Origin of the sequence: uncultured Campylobacter sp., assembly GCF_937973075.1 — a bacterium.
Taxonomy (GTDB): Bacteria; Campylobacterota; Campylobacteria; order Campylobacterales; family Campylobacteraceae; genus Campylobacter_B.
This window is the reverse complement of the sequence record NZ_CALBWL010000065.1, coordinates 58,079-77,853: the sequence shown is the minus strand read 5'-3', so window position 1 is coordinate 77,853 and position 19,775 is coordinate 58,079. Positions and strand designations below refer to the sequence as shown.

Genomic DNA, 19,775 nt, shown 5'->3' with positions numbered 1-19,775 from the left:
AATTTTACCATAAAAAGTCTAAAATTTTTATCCTTTAAATAAAAATGATACCATTTTAATTCCGCTAGTTGTGTTGCTAAAACCCTATCCTTTTTACTTTCTTTTCATTCTTTAGCGCGACCTCCCGTTCCAATCTCTCATAAAAATCATCACTGTTTTTAACCCTTTTAAATTTAGCCTGTCTTCGCACGCTCGCAAAATCTCCTGGCGCCAAAAAGCTTAAATCCGAAATTCTTGCAGCTAGGTTTTCGTCAAATTTTATCCTTAGTGATGCGCACTCCTTTTTGAATAAATTTAATGCTTGATTTGGCAATAAATATCCGAACTCAAGCTTTAAATCAAATCTTCTAAGACTTGCTTTATCGAGATTATCGATCAAATTCGTCGTAGCGATAAAGATGCCGCTAAAGCTCTCCATCTGCACTAGCATTTCATTTACTTGAGTTACCTCCCAGCTTCTAGCAGCTAGGCTTCTATCTTGTAAAAAGCTATCGACTTCATCAAATACGAGCACTGCTTTTTTGCTACCAGCCTCTTTAAAAGCCTCGGCTATATTTTTCTCGGTTCCGCCGACCCACATAGATAAAAGCTCGCTTCCTTTTTTGATGATTATTGGCTTTCTTAGACTTTTGGCGATAAATTTAGCATAGGCGCTCTTTCCGGTCCCTGGTACTCCGTAAAGGCAAATCCTAGCGCTTTTGCTCTCTTTTATGCCCTGCATTAGCTCGTTTAGGTCGCAGCTTGAGTTTACGAAATTTGGATCATAGCTACTAGGCAGATCATCTTTTAATCTCTCTTTTTTCTTGTCCTTTTCTAGCGCGCCGTAGCCTTGTGCTTTTAAAGTGTTGCTTATCACGCGCTCAAAAGCCTTGTTTTTATCTCTTAGACTTAAGCTTGAAACGACTAAGCTTGCGTTGCTAACGATTGCGGGCGCAATAAATTTATTTTTTGCAAGTTTATTGATTAGCTTATTATCTATCAAATTTGCGCTATATTCTTTGATGATCCTCGCTCTTACGTTTTTATTAGGCACTCCAAGCTTTATGGCTAGATTAAAACGTCTAATGACGGCCTCGTCCATGCTATAAATATTATTTGTAATCCAAATAGTGGGTACTTCGTTGGTTTCAAGAGCTCTATTTATAAAGGCTTTGCCGTATTGCCTTTTCTCATCGTTATTTATGTTAAATACATCCTCGGCCTCATCATACATCAGCAAATTTGAACCTGCTTGCAAGATATTTTGCGCGAGGCAATAAGATTTTATTCTTTGGGCTTCATTATCGTATCCGCTTTCGTCTCCATAAGCAACCTCATAAAGCTTTAAATTTAATTCTTTTGCTAAAACCTTGCTAAGCTCGGTCTTGCCTGTACCTGCAGGGCCGTATAAAAGTACGTTTACGCCTTTTTGTCTTTTGCGGATAGCATTTTTTAAAAAAGAGATTAAAATTTGCGTATCATCTTTAATATGAGCATAATTCTTAAGAGTTAAATTTGTATTGCTACAAGGTTTTATGGTGCTTGCGAAAATTTCGTCTATGCTTTCGCATTTAACAAATAAAGCGCCTATGAAGTCGTTATTTATCACGTCAATTTTTGATCTTAAATTGCGTCCGTAGATATCTAATTTTATAAGTGAAGTTTTAGCAAAAATTCCATCTTTTTTAAAAGCTTTTTGCACGTCAATAAAGTTTAAATTTAATATCTGAGATATGGCTTTTGCAGCCTGCCTATCGTTTAAATTTTCTGTCAGCTCGCAAGCGTCCGAAACGATTTCGTAATTAAACATAATCGCGACGAACCTCAAAATAGCCTTTTCGGTATCGTTTAAACCTAAATTTGCTTGAAGCAAATTTAAATTATATTCGAGCTCTTTTAACTCGCATGAAATTTTGCTTTTCTCAAGAACAGCAAGTTTATCTTTTAGGGTTTTAATATCTTGCTGGGTTGGCTCGTTTGAATTAATCTCCAAAAATTCTAAAAGGTTGCCATATTCGGATTTTATAAATTCTCTTTGTCCTCCAGCACAAAATATCGCTCTGAGTATCCAAAGACTGGCAAGGTCATATATCTCGCTATCTACGAATAAATTTCTGTTCTTCATTAGTGCCTCCTTGTTTATTTGGAGGTATTTTACTATGTAAAGAGGACGGATTTATGTCCACATTAATGTAAATATATGTTTTGTATGTGAATTTTATATCATTTTTGCAGCGCAAACGAGTTTTTAATACAGCTTGCGTTTTAGATAATTTATTTTTAGCAGAATGTCATAGATAAAAAGCATTTTACTCTGGGACTTTATATTTTAGTAATTAAGGATTAAGGAATTTAGGTGGCTCCGGATGCTGGATTCGAACCAGCGACCAAGCGGTTAACAGCCGCCTACTCTACCGCTGAGCTAATCCGGAACGCGTAGAATGGATGGTGCGGATGAAAGGACTTGAACCTTCATGCCGTGAGGCGCCAGATCCTAAGTCTGGTGTGTCTGCCAATTTCACCACATCCGCAAAAAAGAAAGCGCATATTAGCCAAAAAGCTCTTAATATGAGCTTAATATGGTACGCCCAAGAGGATTCGAACCTCTGGCCTACGGCTTAGAAGGCCGTTGCTCTATCCAACTGAGCTATGAGCGCAAAATATCAAATCAGTGGTACGCTCGAAAGGAGTCGAACCTTCAACCTACAGATCCGAAGTCTGTTGCTCTATCCAATTGAGCTACGAGCGCATAAAGTGGGGTGAGTTGTGGGAATCGAACCCACGACCCTCAGGACCACAATCTGATGCTCTAACCTACTGAGCTAAACTCACCACAATGGTCGGAGCGAAAGGATTCGAACCTTCGACCCTCTGGTCCCAAACCAGATGCGCTACCAGCCTGCGCTACGCTCCGTAGATTTTCGTGGATTGAATAAAAAGCGTATTATATATATTTTTTCTTAAATTACGCTTTTTACGGCTTTAAATTTAATGAAATTTAGCAAGTCGCATCTGTTTTTCTAAATTTTTCAATAAAATTTGTATCAGCGCCAGCCCCTTCGTACGGTGCGAAATTTTAAATTTCACCTCAGCGGGCAGCTCTCCGATTGTGCGGTCAAACCCACGCGGAATAAACATAAAATCGTATCCGAAGCCGTTGTGACCGCGCTCTTCGCAGATCGCCGTGCCGTGCATGAAGCTGTGCGTGCAAAACTCGCCCAGATCGCATTTTAGCGCGATCGCCGCCGTGTAATGCGCGGGCGAGGAATCTAAATTTAAAGCTTCTAGCTCGCTTGCTAATTTCTCGCGATTGCTTGCATCCGTTGCGCCCGCTCCACTAAAGCGCGCCGAAAATATCCCCGGGGCCCCGCTCAGTGCGTCCACGCAGATACCGCTATCGTCGCTTAATACAAAAAATTCGCTCTGCAAATTTTTACTTTTTAGCGCCTCACGCACTGCGCGAACTTTGATAAGCGCGTTTTGTTTAAAGCTTGTGCCGCATTCGTCGATCTCAAAAGGATCCAGCACCTCGCCGAGCGCACACACGTCGTATCCCGTGAAGAATTCTTTTATCTCTTTTACTTTATTTTTGTTGCTCGTCGCAAGTAAAATTTTCATCCTCGCTCCTTAAATTTAAGCCGCCATTTTACCCAAAATCAAAGAATTCGTTACGATTTTTGGCTATAATCGGCGCAAATTTCATATTATTTGAGGTCTAAGATTATGCTAAAAAGCGTCCTTCCGCTCAGTTTTATCATCGCTACGAGGTTTTTTGGATTATTTATTTTGCTGCCCGTGCTTAGCCTGTATGCATTGAGCTTACACGGCGCAAACGAAAGTCTAGTGGGGCTACTTTTTGGAATTTATGCGATTATGCAAGTGATTTTGCAAACGCCATTTGGAGTGCTAAGCGATAAGATCGGGCGCAAGAAAACCCTTGCTATAGGGCTGGCGCTTTTTATCGTGGGCGCTTGCGTTTGCGCGGCGAGTGAGAGTATTTATACGATGATTTTTGGGCGCTTTTTGCAAGGCTGCGGTGCCGTAGGAGCCGTAGCTACCGCACTAATTAGCGATTTTACGCGAGAGGAAGAGCGCGGTAAGGCGATGGCGGTAATGGGCGCAATGATAGGCGTGAGCTTTGGCGTAGCAATGATTTTAAGTCCGCTTTTAAGCGCCAAATTTGGACTTGCCAGCCTATTTCATCTAAGTTCAGCGCTTACGCTTTTATGTTTGGTACTACTTTTTTTCGTAGTACCTACCGAACCGCATATCCGCTCCCTGCGCCAAAAGGTCCCGCTCGGCTCACTTTTGAGCGATAAAAATTTAATGCTTATGAATTTAACGAATTTTTTTCAAAAAGCTTTCATGACGGCAGCGTTTTTTCTAATTCCAATTTTGCTCGTGCAAAAATTCGGACTTTCCAAAAGTGATTTGACTAAAATTTATGCTCTAGGCGCAATATTCGGCTTTACTGCGATGGGTGCGAGCGGCGCTTTAGGCGAAAAACGCGCACTAGCTAAGCAAATTCTACTTATCGGCATCTGCTTTTTCATCGCTTCGTATTTGATTTTTGCGTTTGCTAGCGGGGCGAGCGCTTTCGTGGTGGGCGTAATGCTCTTTTTCGTGGGATTTAACGCGCATGAGCCCATTATGCAAAGCCTTGCGTCCAAATTTGCCAAAGTCGCTCAAAAAGGCGCCGCGCTTGGGATTTTTAATTCGTTCGGATTTTTTGGCAGTTTTTTGGGTGGGCTATGTGGCGGTGCACTTTTCGGCAAAATCGGCATCGAAGCGCTAGGCATTGGCGTCGCGGTTTTGGGCGTAATCTGGCTTGTGCTACTTTCTAGGCTGATCGATCCGAAACTTTTTAAGAATTTATACTTTTCTAAAGGCGGCGATTTTTCCGCACTACAGGGCGTCAAGGGCATTATTGAAATTTACGAGACCGATGGCGAACTCGTTGTGAAATTTAACTCGAAACTGATAAATGAAGATCAAATTTATAAAATCGTAGGAGGCAAATGATGGAATTTGAAAAATTTGAAAGCGCGATGGAGCGCTTCGCAAACACGGTGCAAAAGTCTTCGCGTATCGAAAAAGTCGCGATCACGCAGGCGCTGGGGCGTATTTTAGCTACCGACGTCGCGGCACCCTTTAGCACTCCGCGCCGCCCGACCGCCGCGATGGACGGCTACGCGCTAAAGGGCGCGAATCTGAGCGAGGGGGCGAAATTTAAGATCGTCGGCACGACGCCTGCAGGCAAGATGCCTGGCGCCGCGGCAAAGGCGGGCGAGTGCGTCAAAACCTTCACCGGCGGGCTCATGTGCGAGGGTAGCGACACGCTTCTGCCGATCGAAAACGTGCAGGTGCAAGGCAGCGAGATCATCGTCACAAAGCCCGTTCCCGCAGGCTTTGCCGTGCGCGCGGCGGGCGAGAGCTACCGCGAGGGCGAGCTTTTGCTTCGTAGCGGCACGAAGCTCGGCTTTTCGCAGATCGCGCTGCTAGCCGAGCTAGGGCTATTTCACATAAGCGTATTCGTCCGCCCAAAAGTAGCGATCCTTGCCACCGGCAGCGAGATAAAGGATCTCGGCGAAAAGCTCGAAAACGACGCTCAAATTTACAGCTCCAACCACATCGCGCTTGCAAATTTAGTAACGCAGCTGGGCTGCGAAGCGATGATAATGCCTCTAGTACGCGATGACGAAAAAGAGCTGGAAGGCGCGATCTTATCGGCTTTACAGAGCGCCGACATACTTCTAACCAGCGGCGGAGTGAGCGTCGGAGACTACGACTTCGTGCAAAGCACGCTACAATCAAAATTTGAGCTCATCGTAAAAGGTGCGGCGATCAAACCGGGCCGCCACGTGCGCGTAGCTAAAACCGGCGAAAAATATATCTTCGCATTCCCGGGCTTCCCGCTCTCGGCGCTCATTACGTGCATTTTGTTTCTGCGCGTATATTTGCAAAAATCCTTCGGCGTGCGCGAAAATACGGAATTTAGCGCGATCCTAGATCACGACTACGTAAAAAAGACGCCGTGGCTAGAGTTTATGCCTGCGCTCTTGCAAAACAGAGAGGGGCGGCTTTTTGTTAGCCTACAAAGCAAAAAGCAGGGTTCCAGCGCGATTTTGAACAATTTAGACGACGATAGCGTCCTGCTCGTCGCGCCGCTAGAGGTCAAAGAGCTCAAAAAAGGCGAGCTCGTGCGCGTGATCTCGGTACCTAAAATTTAGGGCGCAGCGGTTCGGAGACAGTTGCGAGGGCAGACGGAATTTAACTGCCGCGAGGGTTAAAATTTTGCCGCTGCGAGGCGTTAAATTTGGCTGCGAAGTTCGGCTTCGAGGTTTAAAAAGTTGGAATTTAAACCCAAATCGCACGCCACGGTAGGCTCATTAGAATTTTTACCGCGCGCCGCTATACAGCGAGTGCGCCAAATTTTTGCTACCGCGCAATTTCAGCCCCAAGCTGCTTCGCGGGCGAAATTCGGGTATTTGCGAGAGATAAAGTAAAAATGAAAGATAAATTTTATAGCGCTCCGGCGGGCGTTTTTGGCGAATACAAAGCGGATGTAAAATGAGCCAAACTCACCCTTTTAAGCCGATTTTCGATCAAAATTCTAAAATTTTAATCCTCGGTTCCTTTCCCTCCGCCCCCTCTCGCAAGCTGGGCTTTTACTACGCAAATCCGCAAAATCGCTTCTGGCGGGTGCTGGCGCGAATTTTAAACGCGCCGCTGCCTGCAAGCATGGACGAAAAGATAAAATTCCTACTCGCCCGCGGCATCGCCGTCTACGACGCGGCGATCTGCTGCGAGATAAAGGGCTCGAGCGACGCCAAAATGACCGCCGTCGTGCCTGCAAATTTAGAACCGATCTTTAGCGGCGCACGCATCGTGCAGGTATTCGCAAACGGCGGCAAGGCGCACGAAATCTGCGAAAAATATCTAAAAACTCAAATTTTAAACGCAACGGGCAAAGAGCCCGTCAAGCTACCCTCGACTAGCCCGGCAAACGCGAATTTTAGCTTTGAAAGGCTAGCGCGCGAGTGGACGATCGTTGCGAATATATTAAAAATGACTTAAATTTGGCAAATTTATTAAGTTTGTATAGGGCCTAAAAGAAATGTATAATTAAAATGGTGCTAAAATCTTAGGTATAACTAATTATCACAAGGAAAATAAATGTCAAAAATCAGTAATTCTTTAAATAGTTTCGAGCAGTTAAAAGAAGCGGTTAATACATTAGATATTAAATCTATATCAGAAAACGAAACACAGGAATTCGCCAGAAATAAAGAAGCGTTAATTTATATAGAAAGCTATGTAAATTTATTGGATGAAAATCTACTGCCTAATGCTTTTTTCGGAGAATTTCAAAACTGCTTTGTCAATTGGAATAGAAGCATGGGGCATTTGACTACCATTGTAGACAATGCCTTAATAATATTAGCTAAATATTCAACCATATATATTCCAAAAAATCAAGCAGAATCAACCATTATGGAAATGATTGCGGGATACAATGAGGCCATAAAGACATCGCTAGACGATTTAAAATTGGATGAAATAAAAAATAAAATAGCGAATACCGAAAGTACTATACAAAAATTTAGCATTGCTAATGACGAATTTCTACAACAAAAAGATAAAATTTATGGATACTTTAATGAGATAGAAAATTTTAGAACCAATTTGGTAGTTAAACAAGAAAATAAAGATATATCAATACAGCAAGAAATAGAAAATGCAAGAAATAAGATAACCCAGGATCTGGAAGTAACTAAAGAAAAAATTATCGAAAATTCGCAAAAATTAGAAGAAATAGGAAAATTTCATATAAAGATTTTCGGTGAACTAAATGATAATGTTCGCAGTGGAGGCCTGGAGCAAAAACTTGATAGTATGTTTGAAGATTTAGATGAATATGAAAATACCATGAAACAACGCTTCGATGAATACGATAAAATCATTAAAGATTTAAATGAAAAGGCTACAAATGCAAGCTTATCATCTTCATATAAGCAACAAGGAGATGCAATTAGCAAAACTATTAGAAGGTGGGATATTGGGTTTATTTTAAGCATAATTGCGATAGCTGCTGTTGCCATATGGACTTTTATTGGTGTAAATGAAATTTTAAATAAGGATATTAGCGCAGTAATTACAGAACTATCCCAAATACAAGACGGAGTAAATAAAACTTATAATGTATCCATAATACCTGGTGATAAAATTTACATTATGATTTTTGGATTTTTTTCAAAAATAACCATGGCTTTACCTTTTGTCTGGCTTGCCATCTTTTGCTCAAATAGACGTAAAGAAGCCATGAGGTTAGAACAAGAATATGCTCATAAGGTTGCGGTTGCGAGTTCCTATGCTAGCTATAAAGAGCAAATATCTAATCTAAATGAAACTAATCCGGAATTACTAAAAGAATTAATGGCTTCCACAATTAATATTATTTCTAAAAATCCAAGTGATTTTTTAGATAAATCAAAAAGCTCTGATAAATTTATAGACTGTGATGGAATTATAACCAAAATGAAGCAACTACCAGAATGGTTGATTGATTTGATAAAGCAAAAGAATAAAAATTAATTCAAAATAGCTTTAATTGGCAGTAATTTATAAAATATAAGGCTAAAGTTGTGAAATTTTTAAATATAAGCGCATTAAAGCTCCTGCTTCTGCTTCCGCTTTTGGCGCTGGGCGCGCAAGCCCTGGAGCCAAAAATCGTAATGCAACCCGAGCCGGTCCTAAAAAACGGTCTGTATTTCGTAGCGGACAAGCCCTACAGCGGAACGCTCAAGGTGCTGCATTACAGCGCCGAGGATCTCTACGACGTAAATTTTATGGGCGTCGTCTATCCCAGAGCAAAGCCGCTGCCGCCCACGCTAATTCGCGAGATCGACGTAAAGGACGGCACCGCGGTGCTTCAGCGCGATTACTTTGACGGCAGAGATAAACCCTCAAACGAATATCCGCTAAAGGGCGGCCTGTACGACGGCGTCGCGAAGAGCTACTACGCGGACGGCGGCGAGCTGAGATCGCAGAGCGAATACAAGGCCGGCAAGCGCGAAGGTTTTTACAAGCTGTATTATCAAGGAAGCGGCAAACTAAAGCAGCAGGGCGCGTATAAAGCGGATAGGCGCGAGGGCGTTTTCACCGACTACTACGAAAGCGGCGAAGTAAGCGCGCGCCATCCGTATAAGGGCGGGCTGCGAAACGGCAAGGACGTGGATTATTACAAAAGCGGCAAAGTGCGCGGGGAGCGAAGCTATAAAGGGGGCAAGAGGCAAGGCATAGAGAGATGGTATCACGCTAACGGCGCACTAAGGCAGACGGGTACATACAAGGATGACCGCAAACAGGGCGTTTGGAAGTTGTTTTACGAGAACGGCAAGACGCGCGTAGTCGAAAATTTCAAAGACGGCGAGCGCGACGGCGCCGTGCGCGAATACTACGGGGGCGGCGCGCTGCAGGGCGAATACGAGTTTGAGCGCGGTAGGCAAACGGGCGAAGCGCGGCAGTACTACGCAAACGGTGCGCTTGCGGCGAAGGTGATGTTCAGAGACGGGCGCAAACACGGGCTTTATGAAACATATCACGAAAACGGCGCGCTCAAGGCTAGGGTTACATTCAAGGATGGCCTGGAGACGGGGGCGGCGAAGCACTACTACGCAGACGGCAAGCTCGAAGCCGAGGGCGAGTTTGAGCGCGGCAGGCTCGTGCGCGCTAAAAAATACGACGAAGCGGGCAATCTAATCAGCGATAAATCCGATAAAAACGGACTAGCGAGGGAGTAAAGCGGGCTAAATTTTAAAATTTTAAGCGGGTTTGAGGCTTTGAGTGGGCTTAAAATTTGAAATAAGGTTTGAATTTTAAGCAGACGCGGCTTTACGTTTTGCAGGCGCAATATTTTTGAGCGGAACGGTTTCGTGTCTTGAGGGAGGGCGGTTTTTAATTTTATTAGGCGTAGCTCTATACTTTAAATAGACACGATTTCGTGTTTCGATTAATCTCGACTTCGCGTTTCGGACAAATTTTGATTGAGCGTGGCTATACGCTTTAAATAGGCGCAACTTTACGTTTCGAGTGAGTGCGGCTTTGGATTTTATTGAGTATGACTTTGGATTTAAGCGAACGTGGTTTGCACTTTTGGTTTGGCGTGCATGCCGCGCGACTAGTGCCGCCTTAACGGACTAATTTTATGTTTGTGAAGCGATGTGCTGCGTTTAAACGAGTAAAATTCTACACCGAGCAGCTTTATGCGGCGCGCGAATACGGCTCGGCGCTTTAATTAACGAAGTCCCGCACAGCGCAGCTCGCCGCGTAATTTGAGCTGATGCGGTTAAAATCCCACGCTGTATTTTGGCACACATAGCGCGCATGTATCGCCTGACGCGGCATAGCTTGGTTTCGATGCGGCTTGTCTTTTCCGCGTAACGAGTAGCTTTGGCGAGGCGCAAATTTTTAAAATTTAAAGCTGAATTTCAAGCCGAAACGGCACTGAAATTTCAACCGCCGAAAGGGTAAATTCGACGATCGATTTTCGCTAAATTTAACCCGCGATCCGCAAGCCGTGCTATTTAGGCGTAAATTTTAAACCCGCCACGCCCTGCCTTTAATGCAGCAAATTTAATCTAGCTGATATTTTAAAATTTGCTGACCGCCTTACTAAACAAAATTTTACGAATAGGGCATGGGTGAACAAGGCAGGGAGGCAGAGAGCGTCTCCCTATATAATTACGGAAGCAAAGAATGCGCTGCTTATTTCGGTATGAAAATTTCATGGGCTTATTTGTAACTTTAAAATTTTGCAAGATACTCACTCGTAGCGTTAAATTTCAATACGCAGGTACCAAATGGGCTAAAAATCAAAATTTGCGCAAATTTAGCATACGGCGAGATAGCGAGCTAGAAATATTCACAGCAACCCTGGGGCTACGCGACGCAGTATTTGTAGGATAAAATACGGCGCCGAAAGGTGAAAATGCTTATAAATTTAGCACACGACGAGATAGCAAGCCTAGAAATTTCACGGCTTTAAAGGCTGCATGGCGAAAGTCCAAATCTAGCCGCAGCAGCCGCAATCGCAGCGCGAAGATGCGGCGGGGTGAAGCTCGCTGATGTAGAGCTTCACGGAGTCAAGCCCTTGCTTTTTCGCCTGAAAGTAGGCGTCGCTTGCAAAGCCAAAGTCCGCAAAGCGCAAGAAGCTCTCCACGTAGGATTTGCGCGCATTTTGATAGTCTATGTAGTAAGCGTGCTCCCAAAGATCGCAGGCTAAAAGCGGAATTTTGCCGCGTGCGATCGGCGTATCCGCGTTTTGCGTCGTGATGATTTCTAAATTTACGCCGCGCTCATCGCACACGAGCCAGCACCAGCCGCTGCCAAAAAGCCCCATCGCGCGCTTTAAAAACTCGTTTTTAAAATTTTCTATCCCGCCGAAAGCCTGCGTTAAAGCGTCCGCGAGCTCGCCGCTAGGCTCGCTTGGCTGCGCGATACAGTCGAAGTAAAAATCGTGGTTGTAAATTTCAGAGGCATTGTTAAAAATACGGCTAAAACCTAGGCAAATTTGATAAAGCTTTGAAATTTGCGAAAACTCGCACTCCTCTCCGCGAGCCTGCTTAAACGACTGCGTGATGATCGTAAAAAGATCCGCGTTTTGTATCGGCGTATTCGCAATGTCTCGATTTAAGGCGGAGACATAGTCCTCGTAAAGTCCGCCGTGATGAAATTTTAAGCTTTGCAAGCTCGCGATTTTATTCGCGCGCGGATCAAAAGGCAGCGCCCTGGATCTAAACACTAATAATCCTCGCTGTCCAAATCGCTATAATCGTTGAAACCGTCGTCGTCTTCGTAGCTGTAATCATCCTCGTCGTAGTTGTAGTTGTAACTCTCGTCGCCTCCGATTAGATCATCGTCCTCGTATTCGTCCTCATCGAACTCTTCGTCTTCGAAATCATCGAAATCAGCCATTTTGCTCTCCTTTGTCGTTGGAATTTACTTTTGATTTTACGCATTCGCTTGCTATTTCCGGGATATTTTCGATATAAATGCTCTGCGATGGGAAGGCAAACGATAGTCCGTTTTGCTCCACGATCTCCATTATTTTAAATAAAACATCCTCTTTGGTTTGGATAAAATTTGCCCATATTACGGTTTTTGTGAAGCAGTAAACTAAAATATTAATGGACGAATCGCCAAAGCTATCTAGCGCCACGAACATGGTGCTTTTATAGCCCGCTAAATCGTCAATAGAGACCATGTTTTGCCTATAGCGCATACGAAAATCTTTAGAATTTAGCGCTGTATCGGCAGATTGAGCGATGCCCGGGTGAGATTTTAGCATCTCTTTGATGTCGTTTACGCACTTTCGAAGTTGAGCCGTGCTCGCGCCGTATTCGACGCCTACGGTAAGCTTTAAATTCCGTCCTACCTTCCTGCGGCTCCAGTTTTTGATATTTTGCGCCATTATGTTGGAATTCGGCACAAAAACAAGAGCGTTGTCAAAGGTTCTGATTGTTGTCTTTCTAAAGCCTGTTTCTACGACGTTTCCTTCTATGTCGCCTAATACGACCCAATCACCTTGCGAGAACGAGTTATCAAACAATAGCATCACGGATGAGAAGAAATTCGCGATGATGTCCTTGGTCGCAAACGCGATCGCAAGTCCGCCGATTCCAAGAGATGCCATAAGTGCTGAGATGTCAAAGCCTAGGCGCTTTAGCACCAAAAGCGCGGCGATGATGATTACGATGACATATAGAATTTTAACGACTAGATTTATGATGTCTTTTCTGACGCCTTTTTTCGTAATGTTTCCAAGCACGATAATACCGTAACCATCGATGATCTCGATGATGAGCCATGCCCAAAGCACCACGTAAACGATCGAGAATAAATTTGCAAATTTTATCGGCACAGGCGCCGGATAATAAAATATACTAAGACAGATATCGACCGAATAAGCGATCAGCAAAATACCCATCGGACGCTTTATGATGCCTACTACTTGCGTTTTTAGAGTTTCGCTATCTAGCGAAAAGCTTTTATTAAAGAATTTAAATACGAAATAGATGATGTTGGCAAGTAGTCTGCGAAGCGAGTAGAAAAATAGCGTAATCAGCGTGATTAAAATGAGCTTGCCGAAATTTACGTGGCTGAGCTTAAACGGAATTTTATCGTTGATATAATCGATCACCGATTTAAAATTTAAGCTCGTAAAAACCACGCTGCTTGCGAGCAGATCGCTATTTCGCGACAGATACGTAAGCACCTCGTCGTAGGTCTGTTTGTCGTTTTTCAAATCGTTGATTTTAGACTCTAAGGCGTCTATCTGCTCTTGACTGCTTAGATTATTTTTCAAATCATTAAGTTTGCTAAAATCCCTAGTTTGGATATTTAGTAGCGTGCTACTCAGCTCGCTTTCAAGCGCGCTTCTGCTTGCGCCGTTTACAAACATATCCTCAATTTTCATAAGTGAAGTATAAAAGATCTCTGCCATCTCCATTTTTTCCAAATCCGCGCTTGCATTTACGTATTCGGGAGAGCTCTGCTTTTTGGCGTATTTTTTGAGCGTAGTTTGGATGTTCTTTTTATTTTGCGCATATGACATTATGCTTTCGATATCCATATCCTGCTGCGTAATCGCAAAAGGTAGGCGATCAAAGAGCTTAGCTTTATTGCGATCGATGGCGTCCAGCTCGTTTTTGCTCGCGTTGGCATCGCCGCCGTTAAGCAGGGAGCTGCGCTGCAAATTTAGCTTTTTAATCTCTTTGATTACAGAGATAAGCGTCTCGCCGTTAGGAGTTTTTTTCTGCGAAGTCTCCGTTTTGGCGACCTTTTCTGCGATCATATTTATTACTTCGGTTTTATTGCCATCTTCCGCGCCGAGCGATTTGGATAAAATTTTAGCGACTTCCTTTTTGATCTCGGTTTTATTGTTTTCTAAAGTAAGATTTGTCTCTGGAGTAGAAGAATTCGTCTCTACAAAGCTTCCCTCGCCGGTCGTGTTGAGGTCTGCAAACGCTAAGGCGGCGCTAAAAAGACTAATCGTTAAAAAGCTGATTATAGATTTTTTCATAATCCATTCCCTTATTTAATAGCGTAAAATGTGCGCCTTCGTCGTCGTAGTTGAATAGCTCGCCCGTTTCGATGACGTAGTGCCAGCCGTAAATTTTAATCTCGCCGTTTTTGTAGGCGTCTTTGATGCCAGGAAAGCTAAGTAAATTTTGCATAGAATTTATAATATTTAATCTCTCGGTGATCCACTCACGCTTGTCGGTGCCGAGATCTTTGAGCTTTTCGACCTCGTCTTTTACGGGCTGCATTAAATTTAGCCAGCGCCTTACGTTTGGAATTTTTTCGAGCTTTTTTACGTCATAAAACAGCGCCGCGCAGCCACCGCAGTTGCTGTGTCCGCAAACGATGATATTTTTGATATTTAGCGAATATAGCGCGTATTCAATCGCCGAGGTAGTCGCTAAAAATTCCTCGCTAATGCGGTATGGAGGAACGACGTTTGCGATATTTCGCACGACGAAAAGCTCTCCTGGAAGCGTCGAAGTAATTAGGCTTGGCACCACGCGCGAGTCGGAGCAGCCGATAAAAAGCGTGTGGGGCTTTTGATGATTTGCCAGACTTCCGAAAAGCTCGGCATGCTCGGCAAAATTTTCTTCCATAAATTTAATAGCTCCATTTATTAACTGGCTGGGCATACTTTCTCCTTAAAAAAGTCGGGAATTATATATTACTTTCATAAATAGATAGAATTCTGGGAATTTTTAATGATATATTTACCAAATTTTCGCTAAACTCCCCGCTCATAAATCAAAAGAAGGAGAAAAATATGAGTCTATACGACAGACGAAACTATGCGGACGGCTATGAACTATCGGACGCATCACTGGAACAAGGACGAATCTCTCAGACTATCAAACAAACCTACGCGCTTCTAACCGCTTCGATGATAGCTGCGGCGGCAGGAGCTTTTGTGGCGATGAGTTTCGGTGTGAGCTTGGCTCTTCATCCGATTTTATATCTGGTAGTTTTAATGGGACTGATCTTTGGTATGCAAGCAGCTGTAAATCGCGGCGCTAATACGATTGCGCTAGTTTTGCTTTTTGCATTTACCTTTATTACCGGTCTTACTCTAGGTAGATTGATCGGTATGTATATCGCAGCAGGCGCGGGAGACGTAGTAACGCATGCGTTTGTGGCTACGGCAATTACTTTCGGTGCTCTTACCGTTTATGCGATGAATACAAAGACAAATTTCGATTCTTGGGGCAAGCCGCTATTGGTATCGCTTGTGGCTATCATCGTGCTAAGCCTTTTGAACTACTTCTTTTTCAAAAGCACCGTGCTTGATATAGCGATTTCAGCTTTTTCGGCTTTAATCTTTTCGATGTATATCATCTACGATACTAAAAACATCATCAACGGCACCTACACTTCACCGATAATGGCTGCCGTAGATATGTATCTAAACATCTACAATCTCTTCCTTTCGCTGCTAAGAATTTTCGGCGCAAGCAGAGACTAAATTTTACGCACCGCTTCGTGCGGTGCACTCTTAACTTAAAATTTATAAATCTTTTATTATAATCGCAAATTCAATTTTTTCAAAAGGTTTTTATAGTGACTACGTTATTTTTGGTTTTACAAGTCGTCTTCGCCGTGATAATTACGATCTCCGTTCTACTGCAAAAGAGCTCTTCTATCGGGCTTGGCGCATACAGCGGAAGCAACGAAAGCTTATTTGGAGCGAAGGGTCCGGCTGGATTTTTAGCTAAATTTACCGCCGCGATGGGAATTCTATTCGTGATAAATACACTTGTGCTCGCATATTTCTATCAGCAAGATGCTAAATCTTCCGTAGTCGATCGCGTAAAGATTGAAGCAAATGCTACTAAATCCGTGCCAAACGCTGTCCCTGGCGTGCCATACATCCCAGCTTCAAGCGCAAAGCCTAATTTCGCTCCGGCAAGCACCGAAGCAAATCCTGTAAATAGCAGCGAGGTAAATTCAACAGCTCCGAAGATCGAAGCACCCGCAGCTCCTGCTACCGATACCGCCGCAGCTAGCGCGCCTGCTCGGTCGCAAGCATCAAGTGATACCAATGCCAGCGCCGCTTCCGCAGATCAAAACACAACTAAATAAACTCTAAATTTTAAAATTTAAAAGCGCAAAATCCGCGCTTTTAAATGCTATTCTTATTTTTTTAACGCTATAATTTCGCAAATTTTATTTAAAGGATTTGAATGCTAGAAGCTATCTACAAAGAGCAAAGAGCAAACGGCGATCGAGCTATCGAGGCTTTAAAAAAGGACTTTACGACGCTACGCACCGGCAAGGTAAGCGTGGCGATCCTAGATCATATTTTCGTGGATTATTACGGCTCGCAAACTCCGCTAAATCAGGTCGCGACCGTCCTTTCGACCGATGCGGTAACGATTTCGATCACGCCGTGGGAAAAACCGATGCTAAAGACGATCGAAAGCGCGATCGCAGCGGCGAATATCGGCGTAAACCCAACTAATGACGGCGAGAGCGTGAAGCTCTTTTTCCCGCCGATGACGGTCGAGCAACGCCAAGAAAACGCCAAAAAGGCTAAAGCGATGGGCGAGAAGGCCAAAATCGGCATTCGCAACGTCCGCAAAGACGCCAACGACGAGATTAAAAAGCTCGAAAAAGACAAAGCGATCTCCGAAGACGACGCCAAAAAGGGCTATGACGAGGTACAAAAGATCACCGACTCTTACTCCGCCAAGATCGACGACGCAGTCAAGGCCAAAGAAGCCGAGCTTTTGAAGGTTTGAGCTGTGAATATAGAAAAAATCTATCGCGACTACGGCGCATATCTGCGAGGGCATTTTCTGCTTTCAAGCGGCAACCACTCGGAATTCTATCTGCAAAGTGCCAAAGTACTTGAAGATCCGCAGCTAGCAGGACAGCTCGCAGACGAGCTTACCACAATAATCGAAAAAGCGGGCGTGGAGTTTGATAGTGTCTGCTCGCCCGCGCTGGGCGGAATTTTAGCGGGCTACGAGCTAGCTCGCGCGGCGAAAAAGCGCTTCATCTTTACCGAGCGCGTAGATCGCATAATGAGCCTGCGCCGCGGCTTTGAAGTGCATAAGGGCGAGAGATTTATCGTCTGCGAAGACATCGTCACGACGGGCGGCTCAGCTCTTGAGAGCGCCAGGCTCATCGAAAACCTCGGCGGCGAGGTCGTAGGCTTTGCTGCGCTTGCCAATCGCGGATTTTGCAAGGTCGCAAATTTAGCGGGCAGCGTCGCTAGGGCTGGCGCCAAGCTGCCCGCGGATAAGCCGTTTTTTGCGCTAGGCAATTTCGAGTTTGAAATTTACGAGCCCGCAACCTGCCCGCTTTGTGCTACCGGAAGCAAGGCGATCAAGCCCGGCAGTCGCGGAAACTAGGCGTCGATTTGCTGCTAAGAAACCGCAACGAGATTAAATTTTATCCTCTCGGCTTTAGCGCGCCGGAATTTTAAAATTTAATCCAAAACGGAGCAAAATGGCAAAACAAAAAGCTAAAATTTCACCGATCTTTCTGCGCGTAAAGGCCTTCATCGTCGATCTTTTCATCATCGCGATGCCCATATTTTACGGCGTTACATATCTCGTCTTGGGCTCGAAAGAAGCCCTGTGGCGCAACCAAGCCGTGATCGCGCTTATCTGGCTCGCATACGGCGTGATTTGCGCGGCATTTTACGCCCGCAGCGCCCAGACGCCAGGCTACAAGCTGGCGGGGCTTTACCTCATCGATGTTCGCAGCGGGCGCAAAGTAAGCTTCTTTAGGGCGCTGGCTCGCTTTGCGTGCTTCGTTTTTGCAGGCTTTAGCGTCATCGGGCTTTTGATCTGCTTTTTTCGCAAAGATAGGCTGAATTTACACGACCTGCTAAGCGGGGCCGCGCCAGTCGTGCGAAAGGACGCGCAGTGAGCGGGCAAATTTGCGGCATCGACGAGGCGGGGCGCGGCTGCCTTGCAGGACCGCTTTGCGTCGCGGGATGTGTGCTGCAACGCGAGATCGCAGGCCTTGCCGATAGCAAAAAGCTAAGCGAAAAGCGGCGCGAGGAGCTCTACGCCGTAATCACCAAAAACTCGCGCTACAAAATCGTCGAAATTTCAAGCGCACAGGTCGATGAGATCGGACTCAGCGCATGTCTAAGATCGGCGCTTGAGCAGATTCTCGCGTATTTTGGGGATTTTAGCGGACAGATCATCTACGACGGCAACGCAACCTTCGGCGTACGCGGGCTTCAAACGCTCGTAAAGGCCGACGCGCAAATCGCCGAAGTAAGCGCGGCGAGCATCCTCGCCAAAGTCACGCGCGACCGCACGATGTATGAGCTCGCGCAGCGCTACCCGCAATACGGCTTCGCGCAAAACAAAGGCTACGGCTCGCGCACGCACATCGCGGCGATCGAACGCTACGGGCTCACGCCGTTTCACCGCACAAGCTACAAGATCAAATCGCTACAACCCTCGCTGTTTGATTAACAAAATTTCTTTCGCCGCGATTTATTTCGCGCTGTTTAGGACGCGCCCGCTTTAAATTTCACTTCGCACCCTTTGCATACACTCGGCGCTGAATTCCAACCTCGCACGCTCTGTGTATATTTAGCGCCAAAATTTAGCCTGCTCGCATTGCAGCGCCCGTCATCAAAATTTACTTGTCGCGGCACCTATCTTTAAATTTTAAAATTTGCCGCTCCTTTATCCGCCAACCTCGATCGAGGTATGCCGCCTGTGTGGCTTTAGCTGCAACGCGGATTTCAAAACGAATTTTGATAAAGCAAACCCGCGCCGCGCTGCACTAAACAAATTAAAATTCCGATCTATGCTAAATTTAGCCCATATTTGCGCCGTATCAAAACTCAAAATTTTAAAATTCGAGACTTGGAATTTCGTGCGAAATCAAGCAAGAAATTCCACGTGCAGTTTCGCGCGCAAAGGCGGTAAAATTTAGAAATTTTAACCAAACTTTCGCTATCATCACGGCTTAAATTTTCACCCAAAGGAAACCGATGTTTGAATGGATCGCCTCACCCGAGGCATGGATCAGCCTGGCGACGCTCACGGGACTTGAGATCGTGCTTGGCATCGACAATATCATCTTTATCGCGATTTTATGCGGCCGCTTGCCCGAGGCGCAGCGTGGGCGTGCCCGTATAATGGGGCTCGCGCTTGCGATGTTCACGCGCATACTGCTGCTTCTTAGCCTTAGCTGGATCATGGGGCTAACCAAGCCGCTATTTAGCGTGCTTGCGCGCGATTTTAGCGGACGCGACCTCGTGCTGATCGGCGGCGGATTGTTTCTACTCGTCAAATCCACGCTCGAAATCCACTCCAGCGCCACGGGCGAGGCACACGAGCGCAGCGCTAGCAGCGGCAAGGCAAGCTTCGGCGGCACGCTCGTGCAGATCGCCGTTTTGGACATCATCTTTTCGCTCGACAGCGTCATCACCGCCGTGGGCATGGCGCAGCACCTGCCCGTGATGATCCTCGCAGTCATCATCGCCGTGGGCGTGATGATGCTCGCTAGCGGCGCGATCGCGCGCTTTGTGGACACAAACCCGACGATCAAAATTTTAGCGCTTGCGTTTTTGATTTTGGTGGGCGTCTCGCTGATCGCTGACGGACTGGGCTTTCACATACCTAAGGGCTACATCTACTTCTCGATGGCGTTTTCGCTGCTTGTTGAGCTCATCAATATCCAGATCCGCAAAAAATCCGCCGCGAAATAGGCGGAACGGAATTTTGCGAGATCTCAAAGGC

At 45.2% G+C, this 19,775-nt stretch carries 18 protein-coding genes and 6 tRNA genes; 12 read left to right on the top strand and 12 right to left on the bottom strand.

The genetic code is table 11. The annotated features are described in order from the left end of the window. Positions 1 to 76 precede the first annotated feature (76 nt). From Q0274_RS08895 to Q0274_RS08860, 8 genes are all read right to left on the bottom strand, one after another. Positions 77 to 2,104, bottom strand: coding sequence for an ATP-binding protein (locus Q0274_RS08895; protein ID WP_298029034.1), 2,028 nt, complete (start codon positions 2,102 to 2,104; stop codon positions 77 to 79). A 232-nt stretch (positions 2,105 to 2,336) separates the two neighbouring features. Further along, positions 2,337 to 2,411: transfer RNA gene (locus tag Q0274_RS08890), tRNA-Asn, on the bottom strand. 14 nt (positions 2,412 to 2,425) lie between these two features. Beyond that, positions 2,426 to 2,510: transfer RNA gene (locus tag Q0274_RS08885), tRNA-Leu, on the bottom strand. 49 nt (positions 2,511 to 2,559) lie between these two features. Further along, a tRNA-Arg gene (locus Q0274_RS08880) sits at positions 2,560 to 2,636 on the bottom strand. Between the two features lie 15 nt (positions 2,637 to 2,651). Next, positions 2,652 to 2,728: transfer RNA gene (locus tag Q0274_RS08875), tRNA-Arg, on the bottom strand. Positions 2,729 to 2,734: 6 nt separating this feature from the next. Next, positions 2,735 to 2,811, bottom strand: a tRNA-His gene (locus Q0274_RS08870). A gap of 5 nt (positions 2,812 to 2,816) precedes the next feature. Beyond that, a tRNA-Pro gene (locus Q0274_RS08865) sits at positions 2,817 to 2,893 on the bottom strand. A gap of 74 nt (positions 2,894 to 2,967) precedes the next feature. After that, positions 2,968 to 3,597: a non-canonical purine NTP pyrophosphatase gene (locus Q0274_RS08860; RefSeq protein ID WP_298029032.1), complete on the bottom strand. Its 630-nt coding sequence runs from the start codon at positions 3,595 to 3,597 to the stop codon at positions 2,968 to 2,970. 105 nt (positions 3,598 to 3,702) lie between these two features. On the opposite strand from Q0274_RS08860, the gene Q0274_RS08855 reads away from it, so the two are divergent. The 5 genes from Q0274_RS08855 (at position 3,703) to Q0274_RS08835 (ending at position 9,782) form a co-directional block, all read left to right on the top strand. After that, positions 3,703 to 5,001: an MFS transporter gene (locus Q0274_RS08855; RefSeq protein WP_298029030.1), complete on the top strand. Its 1,299-nt coding sequence runs from the start codon at positions 3,703 to 3,705 to the stop codon at positions 4,999 to 5,001. Beyond that, entirely contained in the window at positions 4,998 to 6,209 is a 1,212-nt protein-coding gene (locus tag Q0274_RS08850; RefSeq protein WP_298029029.1) for a molybdopterin molybdotransferase MoeA, read from the top strand. Before Q0274_RS08855 ends, Q0274_RS08850 begins: the two co-directional genes overlap by 4 nt. Before the next feature lie 340 nt (positions 6,210 to 6,549). Then, positions 6,550 to 7,056, top strand: a complete 507-nt coding sequence (locus Q0274_RS08845; protein ID WP_298029028.1) for a DNA-deoxyinosine glycosylase — start codon at positions 6,550 to 6,552, stop codon at positions 7,054 to 7,056. Positions 7,057 to 7,155: 99 nt separating this feature from the next. After that, positions 7,156 to 8,574, top strand: a complete 1,419-nt coding sequence (locus Q0274_RS08840) for a hypothetical protein (protein WP_298029027.1) — start codon at positions 7,156 to 7,158, stop codon at positions 8,572 to 8,574. A 50-nt stretch (positions 8,575 to 8,624) separates the two neighbouring features. Then, positions 8,625 to 9,782 (top strand): toxin-antitoxin system YwqK family antitoxin, encoded by a 1,158-nt coding sequence (locus Q0274_RS08835; protein ID WP_298029026.1) that lies wholly within the window; start codon positions 8,625 to 8,627, stop codon positions 9,780 to 9,782. Positions 9,783 to 11,050: 1,268 nt separating this feature from the next. On the opposite strand, the gene Q0274_RS08830 is transcribed toward Q0274_RS08835, so the two are convergent. From Q0274_RS08830 to Q0274_RS08815, 4 genes are read right to left on the bottom strand one after another with little or no spacing between them, the layout of a single operon-like run. Next, positions 11,051 to 11,782, bottom strand: coding sequence for a superoxide dismutase (locus tag Q0274_RS08830; RefSeq protein WP_298029024.1), 732 nt, complete (start codon positions 11,780 to 11,782; stop codon positions 11,051 to 11,053). Continuing rightward, the gene (locus tag Q0274_RS08825) at positions 11,782 to 11,955 is read right to left on the bottom strand and encodes a hypothetical protein (RefSeq protein WP_005870938.1); all 174 of its coding nucleotides are present in this window, start codon (positions 11,953 to 11,955) and stop codon (positions 11,782 to 11,784) included. The genes Q0274_RS08830 and Q0274_RS08825 overlap by 1 nt, the downstream gene beginning before the upstream one ends. Next, entirely contained in the window at positions 11,948 to 14,062 is a 2,115-nt protein-coding gene (locus Q0274_RS08820; RefSeq protein ID WP_298029022.1) for a mechanosensitive ion channel family protein, read from the bottom strand. Before Q0274_RS08820 ends, Q0274_RS08825 begins: the two co-directional genes overlap by 8 nt. Further along, positions 14,028 to 14,696: a carbonic anhydrase gene (locus Q0274_RS08815; RefSeq protein WP_298029020.1), complete on the bottom strand. Its 669-nt coding sequence runs from the start codon at positions 14,694 to 14,696 to the stop codon at positions 14,028 to 14,030. Before Q0274_RS08815 ends, Q0274_RS08820 begins: the two co-directional genes overlap by 35 nt. A 131-nt stretch (positions 14,697 to 14,827) precedes the next feature. Between Q0274_RS08815 and Q0274_RS08810 the strand changes: the two genes are divergently transcribed. The 7 genes from Q0274_RS08810 to Q0274_RS08780 all read left to right on the top strand — a co-directional run bounded on the left by Q0274_RS08810 (position 14,828) and on the right by Q0274_RS08780 (position 19,744). Further along, positions 14,828 to 15,523 carry a Bax inhibitor-1/YccA family protein gene (locus Q0274_RS08810; protein ID WP_298029018.1) on the top strand — a complete coding sequence of 232 codons (696 nt, stop codon included), beginning with the start codon at positions 14,828 to 14,830 and terminating at the stop codon, positions 15,521 to 15,523. A gap of 95 nt (positions 15,524 to 15,618) precedes the next feature. Then, positions 15,619 to 16,140, top strand: a complete 522-nt coding sequence (gene secG, locus Q0274_RS08805; RefSeq protein WP_298029016.1) for a preprotein translocase subunit SecG — start codon at positions 15,619 to 15,621, stop codon at positions 16,138 to 16,140. A gap of 101 nt (positions 16,141 to 16,241) precedes the next feature. Beyond that, on the top strand, positions 16,242 to 16,799 hold the full coding sequence (gene frr / locus Q0274_RS08800; protein ID WP_298029015.1) for a ribosome recycling factor: 558 nt from the start codon (positions 16,242 to 16,244) through the stop codon (positions 16,797 to 16,799). 3 nt (positions 16,800 to 16,802) lie between these two features. After that, complete coding sequence (gene pyrE / locus Q0274_RS08795; protein WP_298029014.1) at positions 16,803 to 17,414, top strand: orotate phosphoribosyltransferase; 612 nt, start codon at positions 16,803 to 16,805, stop codon at positions 17,412 to 17,414. A gap of 97 nt (positions 17,415 to 17,511) precedes the next feature. Then, entirely contained in the window at positions 17,512 to 17,937 is a 426-nt protein-coding gene (locus tag Q0274_RS08790; protein WP_298029013.1) for an RDD family protein, read from the top strand. Next, a complete protein-coding gene (locus Q0274_RS08785) occupies positions 17,934 to 18,497 on the top strand; it encodes a ribonuclease HII (protein ID WP_298029012.1) in 564 nt (187 codons plus the stop codon). Before Q0274_RS08790 ends, Q0274_RS08785 begins: the two co-directional genes overlap by 4 nt. A 527-nt stretch (positions 18,498 to 19,024) precedes the next feature. Then, positions 19,025 to 19,744 carry a TerC family protein gene (locus Q0274_RS08780; protein ID WP_297883201.1) on the top strand — a complete coding sequence of 240 codons (720 nt, stop codon included), beginning with the start codon at positions 19,025 to 19,027 and terminating at the stop codon, positions 19,742 to 19,744. Positions 19,745 to 19,775 lie beyond the last annotated feature (31 nt).